This window comes from Paenibacillus sp. TC-CSREp1, assembly GCF_050171015.1.
In the GTDB taxonomy this organism is placed as follows: Bacteria; Bacillota; Bacilli; order Paenibacillales; family Paenibacillaceae; genus Paenibacillus; species Paenibacillus silvae.
In genome coordinates this window covers 311,277-334,665 of the sequence record NZ_JBNOKM010000003.1, presented here as the reverse complement: position 1 = coordinate 334,665, position 23,389 = coordinate 311,277, and the positions used below count along the sequence as shown (strand labels likewise).

The window sequence follows — 23,389 nt, the reverse complement described above, 5'->3', positions numbered from 1 at the left end:
TGACCGCTTCAAGGGAAATATGCACTGAAAACGCATTTCAGGCTATCAAATTCCTTTATCACCCTAAAAAGTTAAAGCACTGCACTGTTTGCTTCAAGGAAAAGCCTCCGAGAGCAACTCCCGGAGGCTTTGAGCAGGAACCACTCGGGTTCCGACTTCGACCGATTAGCAGTCGAAGTAGAGGCTGTACTCGTGCGGATGAATGCGGATTGCAACAGCTTTAGCTTCATCGCGCTTGAGGTTGATGTAATTGTCGATGAATTCTTTTGTGAATACGTCGCCTTCAGTCAAGAACTCATGGTCAGCTGCGAGTGCATCCAATGCTTCTTCGAGGGAAGCTGGTACACTGCGGATGTTTTCTTTGTCTGCATCAGACAGGTCATAGATATTTTTGTCCAGTGGACCATATCCAAGCTCAGTCGGGTTGATTTTGCGTTTGATTCCATCCAGACCCGCCATCAGCATTGCAGAGAATGCCAGGTATGGGTTAGCTGTGGAGTCAGGTGTACGGAACTCGATACGACAGCCTTTAGGTGTTACGGCAGCAACCGGGATACGTACAGCTGCGGAACGGTTACCTTTGGAGTATACCAAGTTAACTGGTGCTTCATAACCAGGTACAAGACGTTTGAACGAGTTTGTACTTGGGTTTGTCAAAGCGATCAGCGCCGGAGCGTGGTACAGAATACCGCCAATGTAGTGCAGAGCCATTTCGCTCAGGTTTGCATATCCGCCTTTGTCATAGAACAATGGGGAATCACCATCGAAGATGGATTGGTGAACGTGCATTCCGCTACCGTTGTCGCCAAACAATGGTTTTGGCATGAACGTTGCTACTTTGCCATATTGACGTGCTGTGTTATGAACGATGTATTTGTATACAAGCAGGTTATCTGCTGTTTTCTTCAACGTATCAAAACGGAAGTTGATTTCAGCTTGACCAGCTGTTGCTACTTCATGGTGATGACGCTCGATAGACAAGCCGGCTTCTTCAAGCAAACGGCACATTTCACTACGGATATCTTGTTGAGTGTCCACTGGTGCTACTGGAACATATCCGCCTTTTGTGCGAACTTTGAAGCCCAGGTTGCCGCCTTCTTCTTTGCGGTTGGTGTTCCATGCTGCTTCTTCGGAATCTACATAATAAGAGGAGCTGTTTGTGCCGCTCTCATAACGAACATCGTCGAAGATGAAGAACTCGGATTCCGGTGCGAAGAACGCCGCAGTACCTACGCCGCTTTCTTTCAGGAAAGCTTCAGCTTTCACTGCGATGCTGCGTGGGTCACGCTCATAACGCTCGCCATCCGGTGTGAAAATGTCGCACATAACATTCAGTGTAGGGTGTGCAGTGAACGGATCGACATAAGTCGATTCAGGGTCCGGCATCATAACCATATCGGACTCTTCAATACCGCGGAAACCTTGGATCGAAGAACCATCAAACGCTACTCCATTTACGAACGTGTCTGCATCAACAGCCGAAGCTGGCAAAGAGATGTGATGCGCACGACCAGCCAAATCTACAAAGCGAAAATCTACCCACTCGATGTTGTTCTCTTGAATTGATTTCAATACGTTTTCAACCGACATGTATTCGTCCTCCCAAATATTCCGAACATTAAACAACCCCACGAAGAAAATGTCTATATATTCGAATTTTTTTCTGTCGTCATTATAAAATCTCAAATGTGACATCGTCAATACTTATGTAAGGTATTTTTTGCAGGTATGTTAGGTATACTTACATTTTACAATACATATAAATTCATATAACAACGTTTTATATGAACATTTGACTGGTTTAATGCGGTGAAGTAACCCCGAAAATCGCCTAAATGATGGAAAAACGTAACATCATAAATGTTTCTTATCACCTTTGATTAATAAATATGTTCATCCGCGCAAAATAGACGAAAAACCGGACATCTCCCTCAATTGTTCACAAAGAACAATTCGAGGCAAAAGTCCGGTTTGAATGGCTTATTTTCCGTTATGCAGCTGAATTATACCCCTACACGTGCCGGGAAAAAGTCAGCAGACTGTTTAGCTGTGTTAAACGTTTTGCCTACAATCGGAGCTAATTTCTCCAGATCCTGCAGCAGGTTGGCAAACTGATCAGGGAACAGGGATTGCACGCCATCTCCAGTCATAGAGTTATCGGGATCGGTATGCATCTCAATGATCAGACCGTTTGCTCCGGCAGCTACCGAAGCTTTGGTCATTGGCTCGACCAGCTCACGACGGCCTGTTCCATGGCTCGGGTCAGAGATAACTGGCAGATGGCTCAGAGACTGCAATACAGGGATTGCTGACAGATCAAGCGTATTCCGCGTGTAAGACTCAAATGTACGGATACCGCGTTCACACAGCATTACATTCGGATTACCGCCTGCAAGAATGTATTCTGCTGCATTAAGCAGTTCATCGTATGTCGCACTGAATCCACGTTTCAGCAATACAGGTTTACCACACTCGCCCAGCTTGCGCAGCAAATCAAAGTTCTGCATGTTACGTGTTCCTACCTGCAAAATATCCGCGTACTCCGCACAAATATCTACATACTCCGGTGTCATCACCTCTGTAATCGTCAGCAGGTTATGCTTCTGTCCTGCTTCAGCCATCATGATCAAACCTTCTACACCTGTTCCCTGGAAGCTGTAAGGGCCTGTGCGTGGTTTGAAGGCACCTCCGCGAAGCACCTGTCCGCCCGCGGCTTTAACAAGTCCAGCGATCTCATCAATCTGTGCTGCAGACTCCACGGCACAAGGTCCGCCCATGACGACAAGCTCTTTGCCGCCGATATCCACACCTTTAATAGAGATGACAGTGTCTTCCGGATGGAAGTCACGGCTTGCCAGTTTGTACGATTTTGAAATTTTCACCACATTCTCTACACCCTTCATCTGGCGCAGATGTTCTTGCATTTTCGGCTCCACTTTACCGATCAGACCAATAATCGTGCGATCCTCTCCGCGAGAGACATGTGCCTGAAGCCCTTCCTTTTCAATAACACTAACGATATCCTGGATCTGATCCTCCGAGGTATTCTTGCCTGCAATTACGATCATATTATTCTCCCATCCTTCCTTGTATAAGAGCACCTTTGTGTATTTCGTTCGTCTGGTTGTGTAATTGTGAATGTATATTCAGATCAAACTCTGTCGCGCTTAAACGCTTGTTCGCTTTTAAGCTTTTAATCACTAAAGCAAATATATCACAGTTATTTCTCTTCGTCAAGATGAAACATGGATGAACATACCTGCTCCTGTCTCCACACAGTATAAAAAAAACATCCCGCTCGCCATATCCAATAAAGGAATGTCACAGCAGGATGTTTCCGTTTCTTTACCATATATAGTTTTCTATATATCTTTATCTGTTTCAGATATTTCATCTGGAAATTATGTGGTGCGAGTTTTCTCTCTTACCGGTGGCAATAATTTACTCATGTTTACCGTACGCTTGATTTCCCAAGTCTCCGGCTGATCATGCTCATACTGCTCCAGGTACTGAATAACTTCCTTCGTAATTGGTGTTGGTGTTGAAGCTCCTGATGTTACAGCCACTTTCTGTACACCTTTCAGCCACTCCTGCCGGATTTCGGACACATCCGACACACGGTATGCAGTCACACCCGCAATCTCCTCTGACACCTGCGCCAGACGATTGGAGTTATTGCTGCGCGGATCACCTACAACAATCACAAGATCAGACTGACCCGCTTGTTCAGCAACCGCCTCCTGACGTACCTGTGTAGCAAGACATATTTCATTATGAATCTCGGCACCAGGGAATTTCTCCAGCAAGCGGCTCATAATATGTTTGATATCCCATTGACTCATCGTTGTCTGGTTGGTAATCAAAATTTTGCCCGCAGGCACACGCAGACTTTCGATCTCTTCTTCCTTCTCGATCAGATGCACATGGCCTGGCGCAACACCGATTGCCCCTTCTGGCTCTGGGTGGTTCTTCTTGCCGATATAAATAATCTCATATCCTTCGGCCGTTTTCTCCCGAATCAGATCATGTGTCTTGGTCACATCAGGACATGTTGCATCCACTGTAGTCAGACCTTTCTCCCGAGCCAGCTTACGTACCTCCGGCGATACCCCGTGCGCTGTGAAAATGATCGTGCCGCTCTCCACCTGATTCAGAATCTCCATCCGATTGGGACCGTCAAGGGTAATGATACCTTCATCTTCAAAAGAATCTGTCACATGTTTGTTATGCACAATCATGCCCAATATATAAATCGGCCGTGGTAAATCCAGATTGCGTGCCGCCTGACGCGCCAGCACCATGGCGTCCACAACTCCGTAACAATATCCCCGCGGCGAAATTCGCAGTACTTCCACTTGGTTGCCACCCGCTTTCTTTCCCGGCTGTACAGCCGTTGTAATTGCAGTCTTTTCTATTATACCTTTATTCAATAGGCGGGGCAAAGACAACCGGCAGCCAGATGATAAACGTTGTTCCTTCTCCTCGTCTTGTTACAACTTCTACAGACCCGTTATGCTCCTCGATAATCCATTTTGCAATGGATAAACCGAGTCCAATGCCCGGCGTCGCTCCGCGGGATTCGTCCGCACGGTAGAAGCGATCAAATATAAACGGCACCTGATCCCGTTCCATGCCGATCCCTGTATCGCTGATGCGCAGTCCAACCTGCCCTTTATACAAGACAGCATCCAGGGTTACAGACCCCTCCGGTGTGTACTTAAACGCATTTTCGATAAAAATAAACAGCATCTGCTGCAAATAATCTTTGCTTCCGTTCACATAAATACCGTTCAGAATTGAAAGATCACCTGGCGACCAGTCTGCTTGGCGATCCAGAAATTGTGCTCTGCGTGCCACTTCCTGTACCAGAATTTGCAAAGGAATCGGATTAAGCTCGATTTTCTGGCCTGTATCCGCTCTCGCCAGTGACAACATATCACTGATCAGACGGCTCATACGTTTGCCCTCATCAGCCATATCCTCAATGGCTTCCAGAGACATCTGCTTGATCGTTTCTTCATCCAGATTCGGGCGCTCCCCACCCTCTTGATCCCACAGCTTTTTCAGGAAATCCACATTTCCCCGAATCGTTGTCAATGGAGTCCGCAATTCATGAGAAGCATCCGATACAAAACGGCGCTGTGCGGCATTTGTCTCTTCCAACCCACGGAAAGACAATTCAGTACGCTCCAGCATGTTGTTCACCGTCTCGATCAGACGTCCGATCTCATCCTTCGGCCCGTTGTACTGAATACGAACGCTGAGATCATCTCCCGACTGAATCTGATTAGCTGCATCAATCACATTAACCAGCGGCCGCATCGACTTGCGAGCCAGGATCAAACCGGATGTTATGGCAAGCGCCATGGCTACCAGCCAGCCAAAGACGAGAATGTTCCGCAGCGCTTCCAACAAACGCTCCTGTGAGCTGACATTCGCACCCACTTGAAGCAAACCTCTGATTTCATTGGTTCCCTGGAGAGATAAAGCCTGCTGATTCACCAGAAAGGGGATGCCATGTACTGTTATTTTGGAAATGCCAATTTCATCACGAATATTATTGATATTGACGATGGGGAAAATAATTCCCGACTTTTCCAGGTTTCCCGAAGACTTGTATAATCCCGTCTGGTAATCAACCAATTGAATATAAATCTGAGCCTCTTGCAGCTGACTCTCTGCATACGGATCAAGATCAAGAGTCTGTGATAACGGGTTAAACCCGATCTGCTGCGTAATTCTCAGACTTTTTTCCTTCAGCTGCTGCTCGACTTCATTGTACGTATTAAAATATACAAACGCATAAATCACGACACCCCAAAAAATCAGCACGGCTGCCAGAATCCCAGAGTACCATGCGGTTAGTCTCAACCGGATGGACATGTCAGGAGTCACCTCTCAAAATATAACCGGCCCCCCGAATCGTCTGAATGACCCGTTTACCTCCATGCTCTTCCGTCTTCTGTCTGAGCATGGCGATGTAAACCTCCAGAACGTTGGATTCTCCGCTGTAATCGTATCCCCAGATTTTGTCCATAATCAGATCTCGAGACAACACCCGCCTAGGATTCTGCATAAAGAGATGCAGCAATTCGAATTCCTTCGCCGTCAGCTCCAGACGTTTCCCGTCCCGGAGCACTTCACGCGAATCATTATCCAGAATGATATCTTCATATACCAGACGGTTATCGGCCACACTGCTGATATCGGATTTGCGTCGCAGCAATGCACGAACACGAGCGAGCAGCTCTTCCAGCGCAAACGGTTTTACCAAATAATCATCAGCGCCGGTATCCAGTCCCGTGACTCTGCTCTGAACCTCATCTTTGGCCGTGAGCATCAAGACCGGAACTGTGCTTCCGGCTTCCCTTAATCTGCGACATACTTCAAAGCCGTCAATCTGCGGCATCATCACATCAAGCACCACAATATCGGGTTCTTTGTCCATCAGCTTGCTAAGGCCTTCTGCCCCGTTGGAAGCTGTCTGTACGTCATATCCTTCAAATGCCAGCCCTCGGCGCAGCATAGACACAATTTTCTCGTCATCATCTACAATCAAAATAGTTGAGCGCATGGTCTTTCTCCTTTACCCTAACGTTTGTATTCCCATTGTAACAGGCCCGGGCTTGATTCGCACCTTCTCCATCTCAAGCGTGGTTTGAAGCTATAATAAGGGCACAGTGCAAAAAACGGAAGGGCGGTCAAACCCTTCCGTTCTTATGCTTGCTTTTGCATCATGCACTCTTATTGCTGCTGTGTTTGTGTTGTATTGAAATCATTCTTGTTGCCAATTTTCACTTTCACATCAATCTTCTTGCCGTCACGAACGACATTCAGCGTAACTTCCCCGCCGACTTTCTGAGTCTTGATAAAGTCAATCAGATCCTGGCTTGTTGCTTTTGGAGTACCGTTTACGCCGGTAATAATATCATACGGTCTCAGATCAGACTGATAGGCTGGCGATTGGTATACCGTGCTCGCTACAACCGAACCTTCCGTGATGTCCGTTCCCATTTGTTTAGCTACTTCTGGAGTGAGATTCATAAGGGAAGCACCAATGAACGGTACAGGCTCTTTGGGAACATCCTTATTCTCTTTCAGATATTTCACAGCTTCAGAGATCACACTGGATGGTATTGCAAAACCAATCCCCTGTGCATCCGCACTCACAGCAACGTTCATGCCGATAACTTCACCATTCAGGTTAAGCAATGGACCACCAGAGTTACCCGGGTTAATCGAAGCATCTGTTTGCAGCAGATGGCTGTATTCACGAGTTTTTCCTGTTTCTTGGTCCGGAATGCTGATCGTACGTTCTTTGGCACTCAGCACACCCGCAGTAACAGTATGTTCAAAACCTTCCGGGTTACCAATCGCTACAAGCCATTCACCAACCTGGGTATTGTTTGAGTTGCCCAGCGGCGCAACCGGGAAGTCTTTATCTCCGCTGTTTTTCTCGATTTTCAGCACCGCAAGGTCCAGATCAAAGCTGCTGCCCAGAAGTTTAGCTTCATAAGGCTTGCTGTTGTTCTCAAGTGTTACCTGAATGACGTCTGCGCCCTGAACGACGTGCTGATTGGTCAGGATATAACCGTCTTTGTCAAAAATGAATCCTGAACCAATGCCCAGCGGAACAAGTTGATTGCTGGCTTGAGGCTGCTCGCTCTGACCTTGATTGCCGCCAAGCCCGTTATCATTACCGCCGCCAAAGAAGTATTGATACAGCGGATCATTGGTATTGGCTCCCCCTTGTCCGGAACCACGTGTGGACTGTTTTGCCAACGTTTCAATTTTCACGACAGCCGGGCTAGTCTGTTTCACCACAGAGGATACATCCTCTTTACCTGTTGGCAGCAAGGACGCCGTCACATTGTTACCTCCACCTGTATTGCTTGGTGTCTCTTGAGCAGATTCTGTTCCGTTATTCGTCAATGCGGCCTGCGGTGTAAACATGTTCGTTCTGTCTGCTGTGTACATCAGCACCGTGATGACCAACATACCGGCAATAAATGAGAACAGAAGGGATCTTACAGAAGACCGTGGTCTGCGATTGTTGTAATTCCATCCACCATTATTGTTGCCGCCATTTCCCTGACCGCCACCAGTCCCGGAACCGCTGCCTCCAGAGATTCTGCCTGCCTGATCCGAAGCTCCGCTGTTATAGTAGGTCGGAACAGGCTTGACCGGATCTGGTCTGGTAATCTCTACATTTCCTTCTTGGCGTGCCCCATCGGAGCCAGCTGTATCTTCCTGATTCACGGACTGAAACGGTCCATAAGAATAATAATAAGAGGAATCATTATTTCCTGCAGAATTGCGATTCTCTGCTTGTGTTGTTTCCTTTTCCTCATCTTGTCGGTTTGATCTATAATTACGGTCGTCCATGCCTCTCTACCTCCCAATCTCTTATTCGCAAGAGATATTCTTTAACTGTCCTTATTTTGTACTTTGAACCTTAATCGCACCTTAAAAACAATTAAAAAGGAGATAAAAGCATGCAATATTTGCTCTTTTTTCCCGTCATAGCAGCATTTTCAGCTATTTTTCTTCACCCAGCCCTGTCGATGAGCATAGATGGCCAGCTGCGTGCGATCATCCATTTCACATTTCATCAGCAGGTTGCTTACATGAGTTTTGACGGTTTTGATACTGATATGTAGTTCTTCTCCAATATCTTTATTGGTTTTTCCCTCTGCGACAAGCAAAAGCACTTCCTTCTCCCGTTCCGTAAGTCCGGATTCGCTTTCTCTTGCTGTACGCTGCCGGATTCCCCTCGTCAACGCCTGTGACACATCTCCCGTCATCACCGGCATGCCCCTGTTTGCACCTTGAAGAGCGTAGATCAGTTCTTCGGCAGAGACGGTTTTCAGCACATAACTGACCGCTCCTGCTTCAATCGCTTGAACAACAAGGTCATCCTCCAGGAAGCTGGTCAGCATCACAATTTTCATATTCGGAAATTCGGACATGATGGCCTCAGTCGCCTCAGCTCCATTCATAACGGGCATCATCAGGTCCATGAGAATCAGGTCCGGCTTATGCGTATCCTTCATCTGACGAAGCTGTTCCAGCGCGTCCTGACCATTCCCCGCTTCTGCCATCACATGAAAAGCAGGCTCCAGCATCAGATATGTTTTCAACCCCATCCGAACCATATCATGGTCATCCACAATCATTACGTTAACTTTGCCGTTCATTCCGTTTCCCCCTCTGACACATTCTGAAATTTAGGGATCAGCACCCGCACCGTTGTGCCAGCTCCAGGCTTGGATATAATCTGAACCTGTCCGCCGAGCTTCTCCGCGCGTTCCCGCATCGTAGACAAACCGTATGATCCCGGACGTTCGGTTTGCTGCAGGAAACCATGCCCGTCATCACTGATGCTCATGCTGATCTGATGCTCAGATTCCCGAATCGCCAGGCTGACCAGTCCGGCTTCTGCATGTTTGACAACATTCGCTACAGCCTCCTGAATAATGAGAAACAGCTGGTGCTCAATGGCATCCGAGACTCCGCCATCCAGTTCCAGCTCTTTCACACCTTTAAGTCCGTTTTGCCGGCAGTAGTCAGGGAACCAGCTGTCCAGCGCAGCTGCCAGATCACGCCCTTCCAGTTCTACCGGGCGAAGCTGGGCAATCAATCCGCGCATCTGACGCTGTGCAGTATGAGACATCTGAATTAACTGGTGCAGCACAGTGCGTCCATGCTCAGGATTCATCTCCATCAGACGCGGCAGCGATGAAGCCGACATGTGCATGGCGAACAATTGCTGACTGACGGTGTCATGCAGGTCTCTTGCCATTCGCTTGCGTTCTTCGATCACTGCACGTTCAGAAGCCTGCTCCTTCTCAATGACTTCCTGCTCGCCCAGCCGCTGAAGCAATCTCATTTTATTTTCAATGGATTCCATCATCACGTTAAACTCCTGATACACCCGCCCAAATGAAGCATCATCAGCCTCCGGCATACGTACGGCCATATTGCCTTTGGACACTTTAAGCATATTCAGGTCGAGCAGATCAATTTTCCGTTGCAGGCGAAGCGCCGCGATATATCCCGTAACAATCGTGCCTGCAACGACAATTCCAATAAAAGTCCATGCCCGATTGCGATTCGTGCCTGCAAGCACATCCCCATATAACAGATAGAATCCGACCAGTGTGATCAATCCGGTTAACACAAAATACGTCATCAGTTCCCATTTGTTTGCTTTGAGAATCGTTCGAATCATGTGTTAACCCACCTTATTCACTTTGACGTCACCGATAAACACACTGGCAATGATTCGCACTTTTTTACCAGCTTCCATATAATGTGGAGTTTCTTCCTGCGCGCTGCTCATAAAACCGCCACGTTTGTGATCCAGAAGCTTCATGTCTCCGATAAACGAATTCGTTGTTAACGAGATGCCGAGATCCATATCCTCTGGAACAAATACCTTCACATCACCGATAAAATGTGAAATGACAATTTTGGTCTCTCCATAAGCAATTTGCGCCTTGGTTAAATCAATCACCGTGTCCCCAATAAATGAGGAGATATTCATCGGTTTCAGCGAGAATACTTCCTTACCCATATGAAAGTCGCCAATAAACGTAGATTTATTAAATGTTTTGGTCCCGTAATCTTCATGATAACCATAGCCGTGGGAGTGACCGAAGCCTCCATATTTCTGTTCTCCCGAGTGGGTATTGTAGTGCTTGTCAAACGAATCCATACCCCCACTGTTTACATTCTGCTGCTCACCCGAATGAAACGATTGCTGCTTGCCCGAAACCGACTCCTGATTTGGCTTGCCAAACGTTTTCTCGAACTCTTCGTCAAATGACGAAGGCATCTCCAAATCCTTCTCTGACAAAGGCTTATATGGCTGCTCAGGCGGTGAAAGCGGGGTCATACCTCCTTTTCCATGATGTTTCCGGTCGCGCTGCCCAGGTCCGATCAATACATACAAACCGCCACCGATCAACAGAATCGGGATCAGATAACGAATGAATTCTCCGATCGAGTATCCGATCACACCCAAATTGCGTGCAAGGAAAAATCCCCCTATGGACAAGACGATTACTGGCCCCAAAGCAGCATATCCACCATGACGCCGAATCTCCGTCAATCCTTTGACTCCCCACCAGATCAGGAATACCGGCCAATATGTTCTGAAAATATATCCTACATCAATGTCATATCCCAATTGTTTGAGCAAGATCATTGCACCAATAGCGATAAGAGGTATGCCAACCCACCAGCGTTCAAGCGTAGATCGTTTCATCACTCATTTCTCCTTCGTCGTTATTATAAATTCAGTGTACATCAGACGAGATGATGTTAACAGCGCCGACAGGTTGAAGTTGTCTCAGTCCCGAGACCGAGGCTGGAGGAACATTATGTAAAATATATTATTATTCTATATAAATTGAACAAAAGAAACGACATTATACCGATTAACGGTTGATGATCGTCAAAGCGCGTTGTAATAGGGCAAGAATACCAGCCTTGGCAGGCTGTTAGAGGGAATGCTAACGATCCCCATAGAGCTTATTTTCCCTGAATCGGAGACATTTGAATTCTAACGATCTCCAGGAAGCTTATTCCATTCGAAATCCTGAAAAATGAGCCTGATCAAGCTGGTTTCAGCACAATAGCGTCTCTGGGGATCGTTAGAATTTTCCAAAGCCCGAATATGCCGAAATAAGGCTTCTCCTGATCGTTAGCGCTCGCAATAGAGGGTGGCAGACTTGCACTTGCCATGAGCGATGGACGATGTTTGACTAGGGCGTGTCTGAAAACGCTGAAGGAAGCAGATTTTGCTGAATTTTCGTTCCAAGCCAGGAAGTTTTCCGCAGGCGTGCCGGGGCACGTCAAGGGAAAGTGTCGCAGCAGGGGGCGAAAAGACAGTAAAAGATGCACTTCAGTAGGTTTCAAGACACGCCCTAATGTGCCTGAATTGATGAGCATATTGGAGTGGATTGTGTACATTCTTTAGTTCAACTTATTCTAATACTCAATATTGCAAAAGAATACATAGAAACACCCCGGAGCTGCTGCCCCAGGGTGTTATACCTACTCTTTTTGCACTTCATCTCATTAGATGAGAGGCAAAACTTACTTTTTCAGTTTGCCTGCACGGCCTGTTTGACCTGTGTTTTCCACACCAAACTCGGCATTATATTTTTCATCAGGTGTTTGGTAATTGTCTTGCACTTTGTTTTGAGAAGCTTGCTTCACTTTAGAAGCAGCACTTCCATTCTCCTGACCAAACTCAGCATCATACTTCTCGTTAGGCGTTTGGTACCCTTGTGATTTTTTAGCCACAACGAATCACCTCTCTCTTCATATTTACACTGCACATGGCAGTGCGGGGTTCGTCCCCAGTCAATATTATGTGAAGAGCGGCTTGCTGTTATTCAGGCAACACATTCCATATCAGATGGCCTTATCAAGCCAGGAATCCGGAACGGTTTTGTAGACATCAATGGCTTTGGACAGCTCCTTAAGCATTTCCTCCGTACATTTCCCGCCGCCCTGCTTGATCACTTGAACCTCTACATCCTTTTTGCCCCATTCTTTGTATACCTGCTTTGTCGTTGGAAAGTAAAGATCAATTTTGTTTCCTTTGATCGCCGACCCGGTATCTGCAACAATTCCGTAACCGTAACCGGGAATATACAAAATGGAGCCCATCGGAAACAGCTTCGGATCAGCAGCGATAGTGGAGACCGTTTCCTTGTCCCGACGTACCTTTACACCTGAATATGTGATGCCGTATTGAGGATGCTTCGGTGTTTTGCCAGTTGATTCAACACCTGCTGTATACCCCGTTGCAGTCACTTTTTTCGTACCCAAAATTTGTTCCGAACGCGGCGCAAGCACTGGCATGCCCGGATCAACCGGGTCAACCACTCGTTTCGCCTGAAGCTCGGGTTTTGGAAGCATAATCGGCTGCGGCGACCACATCAAAGCCATGTATGCTAAAGTCGTTAATCGGCCCTCGTCCGTATACAGCGGTTGAGCCTGGCCTAACCTGGATGGTCGCTCCAATGCTGCACCCCGGGTTACTTCATGATCTTCGTCCGTTTTGATTGGCTGTACATGCAGGATGGTGCTTTCCTCTTCAAATATATAGGCCTGGGCCTGATTGAAACTCATCAAAATTCCAGCAAAGATAAAGCAGCACATGATGATGAACTTGTTTTCATTCACATTTGAAACATACTTTTTCATGTTCATGGTATAACCTCCCCCTCACTTGCAAAGGGTTACCAAAAAACATATATTCTATACCTTACCTCATATACAGCGCATGATTACACGTCAAAAAACCGTCTGATCCACGCAGGGGTACTTCCCTGTTTCTCAGACGGCTTCCGTTTTATTTTTGAAAATACATACCTATATTAGGTTTCACAATACATTAAACTTGTCTTGAAGCAATTTCCTCTTTCAACTGGGCAACGATCTCGTCCACCAGCTTCATACCCAGGTCACCTTCACCGCGTTTACGCACGGATACCGATGCTGCATTTTTCTCGTTCTCGCCCACAACGAACATGTACGGCATTTTCTCGAGCTGCGCTTCACGGATCTTGTAACCCAGCTTCTCGTTACGAAGATCCGCTTCAGCCGAGATGCCTGCCCGTTTCAGCTTCGCTTCAACCTCACGCGCATACTCGTCATAGTTGCCGGATACCGGAATGACTTTGGCTTGAACAGGAGACAGCCAGAGCGGGAATGCACCTGCGAAGTTCTCCAGCAAAAATGCAGTGAAACGCTCCATTGTACTGATTACACCGCGGTGAATAACAACTGGACGATGCTTCTGTCCATCATCACCAACATACTCAAGTTCGAAGCGCTCAGGCAGCAGGAAGTCCAGTTGAACCGTGGACAATGTTTCTTCTTTGCCCAGTGCTGTTTTGATCTGTACGTCGAGCTTCGGACCATAGAATGCCGCTTCGCCTTCGGCCTCATAGAATGGAAGATCCAGCTCTTCCACAACTTCACGCAGCATGCGCTGGGACATTTCCCACATCTCATCGTTCTGGAAGTATTTCTCGGTGTCTTTCGGATCACGGTAAGACAGACGGAAGCGATATTCGTGAATACCGAAGTCCTTATACACCGTCTGGATCAACTCAATGACACGAGCGAACTCTTCTTTGATCTGATCTGGACGTGCAAAGATATGAGAATCATTCAATGTCATCGCACGTACACGATGCAATCCTGTCAATGCACCCGACATCTCATAACGATGCATCATGCCGAGTTCGGCAATACGGATCGGCAGATCTCGGTAGCTGTGCATGTTGGATTTGTACACCATCATATGGTGAGGACAGTTCATCGGACGAAGAACCAGTTCTTCGTTGTCCATGATCATTTTCGGGAACATGTCTTCCTGGTAGTGCTCCCAGTGACCGGAAGTTTTGTACAGCTCGACATTACCCAGAACCGGCGTATATACGTGTTGATATCCAAGGCTTTCTTCCAGATCCACAATGTAACGCTCCAAGGTACGGCGCAGTTTGGCACCATTCGGCAGCCAGATCGGCAGCCCTTGACCTACAAGCTGGGAGAAGGTGAACATTTCAAGCTCTTTACCCAGTTTGCGGTGATCACGTTTACGTGCTTCCTCCAGGAAGTGCAGGTGCTCGTCCAGCTGTGCTTTTTTCACAAAAGCCGTACCGTATACACGCTGCAGCATTTTGTTTTTGCTATCTCCACGCCAGTAAGCGCCAGCTACGTTCATCAGCTTGAACACTTTAATTTTGCTTGTCGATGGCACGTGTGGTCCACGGCACAAGTCGAAAAATTCGCCTTGCTCATAGATCGTAATTACGCTATCCTCCGGTAAAGCATTGATCAACTCCAGTTTGTATGGGTCACCGACTTCATTGAAAATATGAATTGCTTCCTCGCGGCTGACTTCCTTGCGCACGATTGGCAGATTTTCATTCACGATGCGTTCCATTTCCTTTTCAATCTTCTGCAAATCTTCCGGGTTCAGCGGGTGTTCAAGGTCCATATCATAATAGAAACCATCCTCAATGACGGGTCCTACGCCCAGATGCACCTCTTTGTTTCCGTACAAACGTTTAACCGCCTGAGCCAGCAAGTGCGCTGTACTGTGACGCATCACTTCAAGCCCTTCCGGAGAATCCAGCGTAACGATCTCCACCAGTGCGCCTTCATGAATTGGAGTAGATAAATCCACCACGATGCCATCCAGCTTGCCTGCTGCCGCATTTTTACGAAGACCGCTGCTGATCGAAGCGGCTACATCCTCAATACTGCTGCCATCCGCATACTCACGTACCGAACCATCCGGTAGTTTAATGTTAACTGCCATTTGTCCCATCCTCCTGTAAAATAAACATCGTTCACTTTCATTGTCTTTCATTTGGACTTAGTCATCTAATGCGCCTCCCGATGCCCAGCATAACGGCAGGAACGCAAAAAACACCCGTCCCGGTCAAGGGACGAGTGTTATACTCGTGGTTCCACCCTAATTCAGCTGATTGTTCCTGTAGCAGGAATGCAGCCCTCATTGGCATGTTGGTAACGGGCATGACCCGGCAGATCCTTACTCACAAAACACGCCCATCTACTGATGGTGGAATAATCCGGTTTTATTTTCAAAATTGCAGCTCCAAAGGGGTAAACCATATGTGATATCCGGAGGAAATTTCAGCCCAGGTTCCTCTCTCTGCACCGATCAGGCATGTGGCTCTTGTCTTTGTCATCGCTTTTGCTTATCAAGTTCATTGTGTTGCCTTTCCGCGAACAAATCACGGATCAACAGTTATTATAATTGCCGAGATCGCCTGCGTCAAGACCTGTCAGCAATACCGAGCGAAGCACTTCACACTCGGGACATTGATGGCATATCTCCACCTTATCCTCGAAAATCTGGCATATCGTGGAGATGATTGGCAGCTCCGGTGTGCTGGTATGCAGCACGACCTTTTCCGGTGATATCGAAATAAGCGTACTCACGATCATATCTTCAATATCCATCTCCAGTTCGATGCCCGGCATCTCAACGACAACCTGCTCATCCTTCTTGACAGGCAGCAGATTAAAACCTGCATCAAGCACCTGAAACTCATGTTTGTCTTTATGGATCAGATGGATCAAGGGAACCTTTGCCTCCTGAAAAAATACAAAGTATTTAAGCAGGCCCATGAACTCCTCGTACTGCCGATCCATCCAGAATTCATCCAGCGCGTATTCCACCAGCTCCTGAAGCTCCTGCTTGTAGGAACGGATACGAAAATTCATCAGACCTTCCAAAGGAAAAAAGTGAACATCCTCCAGATCCTGGCGCAAACCTTTGGCCAGTGTTTCACGGCGGCGCTCGCGAAGGCCGGGCTGATCCAGATCACCGTTAAACAGCAGCGGCATACAGATCCGATGAACCTTTTCCACTTCGTGCTCATCCATAACTGAACATGTTTTGGCAATCATATCCTCTACAATCGTTCGTTCGTGCGTCTCCATAATATAATCAGCAATGCCATAGGATAACAGATCACTGATTCGGGGAAGCCACTGCTGAAAATGCTCGTGATTTTCATTGCCCCTGCATATCCAGACTGCTCTGCCATCTTTTTGTTTGAAGCTGAGACGAAAACCTCTCTTGCTTATATGTAAACCTTTGACTTTTTCCTTGATGCACTGATAAAAGCGATCTGCCTCCACCTGTCCAGACACATCGGTCCATACTGCAAACAGTTCCATTCAAATCACTCCTTTCCTTTCTCTTCAAAGTATATGGCAAGGCCTACAGGGATATACGAAGCGGTTTGATGGAAAGGGTGTCATGATTTCTCAGCATAAAATGAGGGCAAGAGACACTAAAAAAATGGTTAGGAGATAAAGATTGTAACCATCTAACGATGTCCCGGCCCCTTCGACTATTCACGAATCAAGCCCAGTTGTCTTTGCCGTTCTGCGCTGCAGCGTTTGTATTCCAAGTTGCGGAGGTACAGAGAGACGGAAGGATGGCTCTATGGCGGATTGGTAGAACCAATTACACCGTAAGAATGATACACACATATTGCAGGCATGATGTGACAGTTATGCAGGTGTTGGTGAGAATATTCGTTGACACAGCCACAGTCATGCAGATGCTGGTGAGCCCCAGGTATAATTTGAGTGTGAGTGTAAGTTTAACGATCTCAGATGACCTTATTTGTCGGGTTTTGAACGTTCTGGAATTCTAACGATTCCCAGAGTTTCCCAGAGGGCTTATTCCACCTAAAATCAAAGAAACTTCCCTGTTTTCATGTAAATTCCTTGAAATAACGTTTCCTGAGATCGTTAAAAATTTAAAGTAGAGAAAACACTCCATATAAGGTTTCTACGAATCGTTAGAATTTTTCCATGCTGGAAAATGAGGATTTGTAGGAGGATCATCCTAGCCGTTGAACTTGGTTCGATTACTTCTAAACCCTGTGATCATTGCAACGCTCCGGAGAAAACGTTTCGTTTATCTGCTCATGCAGAGGGTAATAGAATCAATGTTTTTAAGGATCTTTGAATGGATGGGTTTCGAAGACAATATAATTGAACGTTTTGAGAACAGACAATGAATGGTTTGGAGTTAAGACAAAAATGTGTTATTATTTTTATAACAGTATGTTTCACGGAAGGAGGGAAGCCAAAAATGAGACCACATCCTAGACTGCTTCATCACGCGATTATTATCATTTTGTGCGTTTTTCAGGCGCTGTGCTTCCCCATTCCAATGCAGTCTGAATCTGCCGTTGGTGTATCCGTTGACGCCACTTCGAATAAAGAAGTGCTCGAAGTACTGGTTCAAATACCCGAGGTTCAGCACAAACCTGCCATTCGCAAAAATACACAAGTCATGTCCAAGCTTGCTGCTGTAACGCAAACCAAGCCTGTATTTCTTGTCCTCGCACTCTTCATTGTGCTGCGAATTCCCACTGCAGGTCTGTCTTTCAAACCGTGGTATTGTTTGTTCAAACGCAGATTATTTCTGCTGCCAATCAAGTATACCAGTATGTATTTATCCCTCACTCCGATGGCACCCAAATACGCCAGCGCTCGATAAGGGCCTGTTTGCCGTATTTTTCTGGATGCCTGCGCATGGAGCCACCTCTTCCATGAAGACGGTGTTCTCGTGCATAACTTACAACCCATTATGTGAACGTTAGATTTGAAACACACGATCATCTGAAGCACACAATTGCAGCTCTTATTTTGCTGTACCTTAATTTGCAGAACAATCTATTTTCACATCATATATTCGGCTGCGTCAGGAATTACTGGCTCTGTTTCCCCGCACCATTTGATGTTCCGCTTGAGCAGCAGATGACCTGATCTCGGGAAGCCAAGCCTTCCTTCTATGGCCAGCCTCAACCACTAAGGAGGCATACTATCCATGGATGTACGCGAAACAGATTTGCCGGGAATCGGCAAGAAATTTCAGATTGAAACAAGCAGCGGCGACAAAATCGTTATCATTATTCACGACGATGGACGTCGGGAGATGTATCATTTTGAATATGAAGATCCAGATCAAAGCATTTCCATGATTACGCTGGACGACAATGAAGCGAGACAAATTGCAGCAATCGTGGGTGGACTAACTTATAAACCAAAACAGCTCGAAAATATTGAAGTGACGTTTGACGACCTCATTATTGAGTGGTACAAAATCGAAGCTTCATTTGGATGCATTGGCAAATCCATTGGTGAATTGAATGTACGTCAAAACTCTGGCGCAACGGTCATTGCTGTTGTGGAGAAAAATCATAAAAAACATATCAGCCCAGGTCCGGAGGTTGTGATTAGCGCAGATTCAACGGTTGTTGCCGTTGGCGAACGCAACCAGCAGAAGCTTTTCAAGTCCCTCCTCCTGACGGGAAGGGGGTAACTCGATGGATCATTTGATCTTTGAAGTAGGTCTGGCACTGGTGCTCATTGCAGCAGCCGGCCTTTTATCCGCTAAACTGAGATTTTCGGTTGTACCGTTTTATATTCTGATCGGTATGGCCGTTGGACCACATGCCATGCAAATCTGGCATCTGGACTTCCGTTTCATTGAAAGTCAGCCGTTTATCGATTTTATGGGCCGTATCGGTATCCTGTTCCTGCTGTTCTATCTGGGGCTGGAATTCTCTGTAGGCCGTCTGGTGAAGTCGGGCCGCTCCATTGTAGTCGGCGGCTCGATCTATATCGGGATTAACTTTACATTGGGATTAGTCTTTGGTTTCGCCTCCGGCTTCCCGGCAGCTGAAGCTCTTGTGATTGCAGGGATTACCACGATCTCATCCAGTGCGATTGTTGCCAAGGTGCTGGTTGATCTGAAACGAACTGCGAATCCGGAAACGGAAATGATTTTGGGCATTATTATGTTTGAGGACGTTTTCCTCGCAGTATATATTTCGATTCTGTCCGGACTTGTACTCAGTGATTCATCCTCGATCGGAGGCGTAATCCTGTCTGCATTGATCGCTCTTGGCTTCATGCTGATTGTTATCATTATCGGACGTAAAGCTACACCGCTCCTGAATAAACTGCTCAAAATCCGTTCCAACGAATTATTTTCACTTGTTGTTTTCGGTGCATTGTTCCTGGTTGCCGGCTTCTCCGAAACGATTCATGTTGCTGAAGCGATCGGTGCTTTGCTGGTCGGTCTTGTACTTGCAGAAACCGAGCATGCGAAACGGATCGAGCATTTGATTCTGCCATTCCGTGATTTCTTCGGAGCGATCTTTTTCTTCAGCTTTGGACTCTCTATTGACCCGTTATCTCTGGGTGGTGAGGCCGTATGGCTCGCATTGATTGCCGTTGTGATCACATTGTTCGGTAACTTCCTTGCAGGCATGCTGGCTGGGCGAAGCGCAGGTCTGTCACCGAAGGCATCCGCTAATATCGGATTAACCATTGTATCTCGTGGAGAATTTTCAATTATTATGGCAAACATGGGTAAAGCGGGCGGACTATTGCCATTACTTCAGCCGTTTGCTGCACTATATGTATTGATTCTGGCTATCCTTGGACCACTGTTAACCAAGGAATCCAAACATGTATTTAATTTGTTGAATAAAATATTTAAGTTCAAAGATGCACGCAAAAAAAAAGAGGAACCTAAAGTGCTGCAGAAAGAAGGATAAATTCCATGTTTGTACAGAGCAGACAATTGAACGAATCAAGTAACTAAGCGGCTGCACGCCGAACTTTCTGTGAACACCCCAGGGAGAATGGCTCGAAAGCCGCACATAAGGAGGATGACCTGTGAAAGCACCTCTGATATCGGCTAATCCGGCGCCACACACTGCCAAGAAGACCAGCATATCGCCTTCTCACCGCTGGTTGAACCTGTTTCTGGTCATTGTTGGCGGGATTCTGGCCTCCGTGGGACTTGAATTGTTTCTGCATCCCAATAAAATCATTATTGGCGGCATAACGGGAATCTCTTCCCTTTTCGCACATTGGACTGAGCTTCGAATCGGATTATTCCTGTTTCTATTCAACGTTCCGTTTATCTTTTTATCGTACAGAATTGTGAAGAAAAAATTTGTACTGGTTACTGTTCTGGGTCTGGTTGTCTTTTCGATCGGTGCCATTGTGCTACATCCCATGCCGCCGCTCGTCGAGCATCCCTTGGCTGCTGCCATGTTTGGCGGTTTATGTCTGGGGCTCGGAATCGGGCTGGTCGTTCGGTATGGCGGGACACTGGATACGCTGGAAATAGGTGATCCGTCCTCCCGGCCTCCTGAACGTGTCTTTAGCGGGAAACGGATGCTTATCGAAAAAATAATCATGCTGCTTAACTTGATCATCCTGACAGCTGCTGGTGTTGTTTTTGGCTGGGATCAGGCCATGTATTCTGTCATCGCTTATCTCATTGCCTATGAAATGGTATACCTTGCATTCCGGGGATTCTCCACGAAACGCAGCATATGCATTCTCACGACACAAAGTACTCAAGTTGAAAAAGCTGTGCGCAAGCGCCTGCGCAGAGAACCACAGAGCCTCCCTGCTGCGGAGTCCTCCCCCATCGCTGGAGCAGCAGGCTGGATCGGTCAGATTCCAGGAGCACTTTATTACGAAGTGCATTTCCTGGAGATGATCTGGCTGAAAACGATCGTTCGCCATATTGATCCGTATGCAGGCATTGTAGCCAATCCAGAAAAGTAACCAGAAAAATAACATTGTACGGATTGGAAAAACACAAGCACTATAACAAAACGCTCTCTCCCCTGATGAGGAGATGGATTAATATCCATACTCATCACATGGGAAGAGAGCGTTTTTTCGTTTAACCTGCTGCAAATATAAATTTATATGAAATTATAATTCAACAATCGCTTTCACCACTTGAGTTTCGGGCAACAGCCAGGCATCCATTGCTGTTGGCAGCTCATCAAATGCAGCACGATGTGTAACATAGCCATCCATACTTAATTTTTTGCTGCGCAGCGTAGAGAGCACCAGTTCAAAGTCCTCACGTGTTGCGTTCCGACTACCTAGCATACTCATCTCCCGTTTATGAAACTCCGGGTCATGGAACGTGATGTCTGCTTTAACCAGGCCAACAAAGATTAACTGCCCGCCGTGTGACACGTACGGAATAGCGCCGTTCATGGAATGAACATTGCCTGTCGCATCAAATACAGCCGTCGCATAGTCTCCGTCAGTGATCTCGGAAACGCGCTGTAATGCCTGATCATCCGCCTGTACCGTCTCGTCTACTCCGGCCCACGTTCGACTAAGCTCCAGCCTGTCCAGATTACGATCTACCGCAATAACGTAAGCACCTGCCTGCTTGGCAAAAGCCATCACACCGAGTCCGATAGGCCCCGCACCAATGACGACTACACGTTCTCCCGGCTGGAGTGCGGCTCTGCGAACGGCGTGAGCCCCGATGCTAAGCGGTTCCACCATGGCTGTCTCATCCAGCGTTAGACCATCTGCCTTCAGCAGATGAGATACGGGTACCGCAATGCGCTCTCTCATGCCTCCATCAACATGTACTCCCATCACCTGCATCGATGCACAACAATTTGTCTTGCCTGAACGACAAGCTATACAGTGTCCGCAGTGCAGATAAGGGATAATGCTGACTTGATCTCCAGGCTGCAAGCCCGCCTCATTCGGGCCAATCTCTTCGATAATACCAGCCAGCTCATGACCAAGCACACGTGGATACGTAAAGAACGGCTGATTGCCTTTGTACGCATGCAGATCTGTACCGCAGATGCCGATACGCTGAATCGCGACCAACGCTTCTCCTTCAGCTCTTTCTGGCTGCGGCAGCTCTTTCAGCACCAAACGATCTATTTCTTCACATACGATAGCTCTCATGCCTGTTCCTCCTTGGTTCCATTCAACGTTGTGTTTATGTTCGTATTATACTGTGCAAGCCCGCTTGACCACGTTTCGTTGTTCAACGGAGCCAGAATACGCAGCACCTCTTCCAAAAGCTGATGATCCATCGGCTCTTCAATCCAGCTCGCATTATTCATAATGTTACGCTGACTTGCACTGCTCACCAGCGTTGTCGGAATCTGTTCATTGGCTGTGGAAAATTGCACGGCCAGCTTGGCGATATCGCTCCCCTGCTCCTGACAGAAGCGAGCAGCCTTCAGACAGAGCTCTTTCACCCGTTCACCCGCCGGGTGCCATGCCGGTGTCCCGCGTGTGCTAAGCAATCCCATCGAGAGAGGTGAAGCGTTTACAAGTCCAACCCCTTTTTCCTCCAGCAAAGGCAGAAGGGATAACAGTGACGTATCATTCAAGGCATAATGACAGTAAGAGATAATGGCATCCGCATTGACCTGCGGCAGCATCTGCTCGAACAACGGCAGCGGCAAGCCACAGATACCCGCATAACGAATGATGCCTTTGTCTTTCAATTCGAGCAGAGTTGGAAACGCCTCTTCAATGATGATTTCAGGCTCCACAAACTCAATATCATGCAGAAATAAAATATCGATATAATCGGTATGCAGACGAGACAGGCTTTCCTGCACACTATTCAGAATACGTTTGCGTGAAAAATCAAACTCGTTCTCACCGTAACGTCCAGCTTTGGTGGATAACGTATATGAGCTGCGCGGCAAGCTGCGGATCGCCTCACCAAGCACCGTCTCTGCTTTGGTCAAGCCATAATACGGCGAAACGTCTATATAATTCATGCCTGCATCCACAGCCGCATGAACGGTCCGAATGCCCTCCTCGCGATCAATATCACGAAATACAGAACCAAGCGAAGATGCCCCAAAACTCAAAACAGGTACGTCCAGCGATGTCTTTCCCAGTTTCCTTTTTTTCATCCCTTCGTTCCTCCCAGCGGTTTTACTACACAACTGTCCCTTCATTGTATCAGTTAAAAATCTATATAACATATCGT

Annotated in this window: 19 protein-coding genes; 4 read left to right on the top strand and 15 right to left on the bottom strand. The window is 47.0% G+C overall.

Going from position 1 to position 23,389, the window contains the following annotated elements:
* Positions 1 to 165: 165 nt before the first annotated feature.
* From glnA to ACQSGY_RS06290, 13 genes are all read right to left on the bottom strand, one after another.
* Entirely contained in the window at positions 166 to 1,590 is a 1,425-nt protein-coding gene (gene glnA / locus ACQSGY_RS06350) for a type I glutamate--ammonia ligase (RefSeq protein ID WP_111272309.1), read from the bottom strand.
* A 413-nt stretch (positions 1,591 to 2,003) separates the two neighbouring features.
* Positions 2,004 to 3,068 carry a 3-deoxy-7-phosphoheptulonate synthase gene (gene aroF, locus ACQSGY_RS06345; protein ID WP_427051146.1) on the bottom strand — a complete coding sequence of 355 codons (1,065 nt, stop codon included), beginning with the start codon at positions 3,066 to 3,068 and terminating at the stop codon, positions 2,004 to 2,006.
* Between the two features lie 333 nt (positions 3,069 to 3,401).
* Positions 3,402 to 4,355 carry a 4-hydroxy-3-methylbut-2-enyl diphosphate reductase gene (locus ACQSGY_RS06340; RefSeq protein WP_427051205.1) on the bottom strand — a complete coding sequence of 318 codons (954 nt, stop codon included), beginning with the start codon at positions 4,353 to 4,355 and terminating at the stop codon, positions 3,402 to 3,404.
* Between the two features lie 67 nt (positions 4,356 to 4,422).
* A complete protein-coding gene (locus ACQSGY_RS06335) occupies positions 4,423 to 5,883 on the bottom strand; it encodes a sensor histidine kinase (RefSeq protein ID WP_427051145.1) in 1,461 nt (486 codons plus the stop codon).
* A 1-nt stretch (position 5,884) separates the two neighbouring features.
* Entirely contained in the window at positions 5,885 to 6,574 is a 690-nt protein-coding gene (locus tag ACQSGY_RS06330) for a response regulator transcription factor (RefSeq protein WP_111272312.1), read from the bottom strand.
* Between the two features lie 170 nt (positions 6,575 to 6,744).
* The gene (locus ACQSGY_RS06325; protein WP_216519455.1) at positions 6,745 to 8,385 is read right to left on the bottom strand and encodes a S1C family serine protease; all 1,641 of its coding nucleotides are present in this window, start codon (positions 8,383 to 8,385) and stop codon (positions 6,745 to 6,747) included.
* 149 nt (positions 8,386 to 8,534) lie between these two features.
* The gene (locus ACQSGY_RS06320; RefSeq protein WP_145403069.1) at positions 8,535 to 9,197 is read right to left on the bottom strand and encodes a response regulator; all 663 of its coding nucleotides are present in this window, start codon (positions 9,195 to 9,197) and stop codon (positions 8,535 to 8,537) included.
* Entirely contained in the window at positions 9,194 to 10,231 is a 1,038-nt protein-coding gene (locus ACQSGY_RS06315; protein WP_216519451.1) for a sensor histidine kinase, read from the bottom strand. Before ACQSGY_RS06315 ends, ACQSGY_RS06320 begins: the two co-directional genes overlap by 4 nt.
* 3 nt (positions 10,232 to 10,234) lie before the next feature.
* Positions 10,235 to 11,269, bottom strand: a complete 1,035-nt coding sequence (gene liaF / locus ACQSGY_RS06310; RefSeq protein WP_427051143.1) for a cell wall-active antibiotics response protein LiaF — start codon at positions 11,267 to 11,269, stop codon at positions 10,235 to 10,237.
* 833 nt (positions 11,270 to 12,102) lie between these two features.
* On the bottom strand, positions 12,103 to 12,312 hold the full coding sequence (locus tag ACQSGY_RS06305) for a hypothetical protein (RefSeq protein WP_216519447.1): 210 nt from the start codon (positions 12,310 to 12,312) through the stop codon (positions 12,103 to 12,105).
* A 111-nt stretch (positions 12,313 to 12,423) separates the two neighbouring features.
* Complete coding sequence (locus tag ACQSGY_RS06300) at positions 12,424 to 12,963, bottom strand: 3D domain-containing protein (protein WP_427051204.1); 540 nt, start codon at positions 12,961 to 12,963, stop codon at positions 12,424 to 12,426.
* Between the two features lie 448 nt (positions 12,964 to 13,411).
* A complete protein-coding gene (gene thrS, locus ACQSGY_RS06295; RefSeq protein ID WP_216519445.1) occupies positions 13,412 to 15,349 on the bottom strand; it encodes a threonine--tRNA ligase in 1,938 nt (645 codons plus the stop codon).
* Positions 15,350 to 15,795: 446 nt separating this feature from the next.
* Entirely contained in the window at positions 15,796 to 16,740 is a 945-nt protein-coding gene (locus ACQSGY_RS06290; RefSeq protein WP_427051142.1) for a putative sporulation protein YtxC, read from the bottom strand.
* A gap of 928 nt (positions 16,741 to 17,668) precedes the next feature.
* Here ACQSGY_RS06290 and ACQSGY_RS06285 point away from each other — a divergent pair.
* The 4 genes from ACQSGY_RS06285 to ACQSGY_RS06270 all read left to right on the top strand — a co-directional run bounded on the left by ACQSGY_RS06285 (position 17,669) and on the right by ACQSGY_RS06270 (position 21,174).
* The gene (locus ACQSGY_RS06285) at positions 17,669 to 18,079 is read left to right on the top strand and encodes a hypothetical protein (protein WP_289374669.1); all 411 of its coding nucleotides are present in this window, start codon (positions 17,669 to 17,671) and stop codon (positions 18,077 to 18,079) included.
* Between the two features lie 330 nt (positions 18,080 to 18,409).
* Positions 18,410 to 18,904: a cation:proton antiporter regulatory subunit gene (locus tag ACQSGY_RS06280; RefSeq protein WP_110893927.1), complete on the top strand. Its 495-nt coding sequence runs from the start codon at positions 18,410 to 18,412 to the stop codon at positions 18,902 to 18,904.
* 4 nt (positions 18,905 to 18,908) lie between these two features.
* Complete coding sequence (locus ACQSGY_RS06275; RefSeq protein ID WP_110893929.1) at positions 18,909 to 20,147, top strand: cation:proton antiporter; 1,239 nt, start codon at positions 18,909 to 18,911, stop codon at positions 20,145 to 20,147.
* 121 nt (positions 20,148 to 20,268) lie between these two features.
* Positions 20,269 to 21,174: a YitT family protein gene (locus ACQSGY_RS06270; RefSeq protein ID WP_216519439.1), complete on the top strand. Its 906-nt coding sequence runs from the start codon at positions 20,269 to 20,271 to the stop codon at positions 21,172 to 21,174.
* Between the two features lie 153 nt (positions 21,175 to 21,327).
* On the opposite strand, the gene ACQSGY_RS06265 is transcribed toward ACQSGY_RS06270, so the two are convergent.
* Together ACQSGY_RS06265 and ACQSGY_RS06260 are read right to left on the bottom strand one after the other, a co-directional pair.
* Positions 21,328 to 22,341 (bottom strand): zinc-binding alcohol dehydrogenase family protein, encoded by a 1,014-nt coding sequence (locus ACQSGY_RS06265; protein WP_427051141.1) that lies wholly within the window; start codon positions 22,339 to 22,341, stop codon positions 21,328 to 21,330.
* A complete protein-coding gene (locus ACQSGY_RS06260; protein ID WP_427051140.1) occupies positions 22,338 to 23,312 on the bottom strand; it encodes an aldo/keto reductase in 975 nt (324 codons plus the stop codon). Before ACQSGY_RS06260 ends, ACQSGY_RS06265 begins: the two co-directional genes overlap by 4 nt.
* Between the last annotated feature and the right edge of the window lie 77 nt (positions 23,313 to 23,389).

What these genes read in the sequence shown, in the direction of transcription:
- ACQSGY_RS06315 (WP_216519451.1), bottom strand. Translation starts at nt 10,231, where the DNA reads ATGATTCGAACGATTCTCAAAGCAAACAAATGGGAACTGATGACGTAT.
- ACQSGY_RS06300 (WP_427051204.1), bottom strand. Translation starts at nt 12,963, where the DNA reads ATGGCTTTGATGTGGTCGCCGCAGCCGATTATGCTTCCAAAACCCGAG.
- ACQSGY_RS06290 (WP_427051142.1), bottom strand. Translation starts at nt 16,740, where the DNA reads ATGGAACTGTTTGCAGTATGGACCGATGTGTCTGGACAGGTGGAGGCA.
- ACQSGY_RS06275 (WP_110893929.1), top strand. Translation starts at nt 18,909, where the DNA reads ATGGATCATTTGATCTTTGAAGTAGGTCTGGCACTGGTGCTCATTGCA.
- ACQSGY_RS06260 (WP_427051140.1), bottom strand. Translation starts at nt 23,312, where the DNA reads ATGAAAAAAAGGAAACTGGGAAAGACATCGCTGGACGTACCTGTTTTG.
- ACQSGY_RS06335 (WP_427051145.1), bottom strand. Translation starts at nt 5,883, where the DNA reads ATGTCCATCCGGTTGAGACTAACCGCATGGTACTCTGGGATTCTGGCA.
- thrS (WP_216519445.1), bottom strand. Translation starts at nt 15,349, where the DNA reads ATGGCAGTTAACATTAAACTACCGGATGGTTCGGTACGTGAGTATGCG.
- aroF (WP_427051146.1), bottom strand. Translation starts at nt 3,068, where the DNA reads ATGATCGTAATTGCAGGCAAGAATACCTCGGAGGATCAGATCCAGGAT.
- ACQSGY_RS06325 (WP_216519455.1), bottom strand. Translation starts at nt 8,385, where the DNA reads ATGGACGACCGTAATTATAGATCAAACCGACAAGATGAGGAAAAGGAA.
- liaF (WP_427051143.1), bottom strand. Translation starts at nt 11,269, where the DNA reads ATGAAACGATCTACGCTTGAACGCTGGTGGGTTGGCATACCTCTTATC.
- ACQSGY_RS06280 (WP_110893927.1), top strand. Translation starts at nt 18,410, where the DNA reads ATGGATGTACGCGAAACAGATTTGCCGGGAATCGGCAAGAAATTTCAG.
- glnA (WP_111272309.1), bottom strand. Translation starts at nt 1,590, where the DNA reads ATGTCGGTTGAAAACGTATTGAAATCAATTCAAGAGAACAACATCGAG.
- ACQSGY_RS06265 (WP_427051141.1), bottom strand. Translation starts at nt 22,341, where the DNA reads ATGAGAGCTATCGTATGTGAAGAAATAGATCGTTTGGTGCTGAAAGAG.
- ACQSGY_RS06330 (WP_111272312.1), bottom strand. Translation starts at nt 6,574, where the DNA reads ATGCGCTCAACTATTTTGATTGTAGATGATGACGAGAAAATTGTGTCT.
- ACQSGY_RS06285 (WP_289374669.1), top strand. Translation starts at nt 17,669, where the DNA reads ATGAGACCACATCCTAGACTGCTTCATCACGCGATTATTATCATTTTG.
- ACQSGY_RS06320 (WP_145403069.1), bottom strand. Translation starts at nt 9,197, where the DNA reads ATGAACGGCAAAGTTAACGTAATGATTGTGGATGACCATGATATGGTT.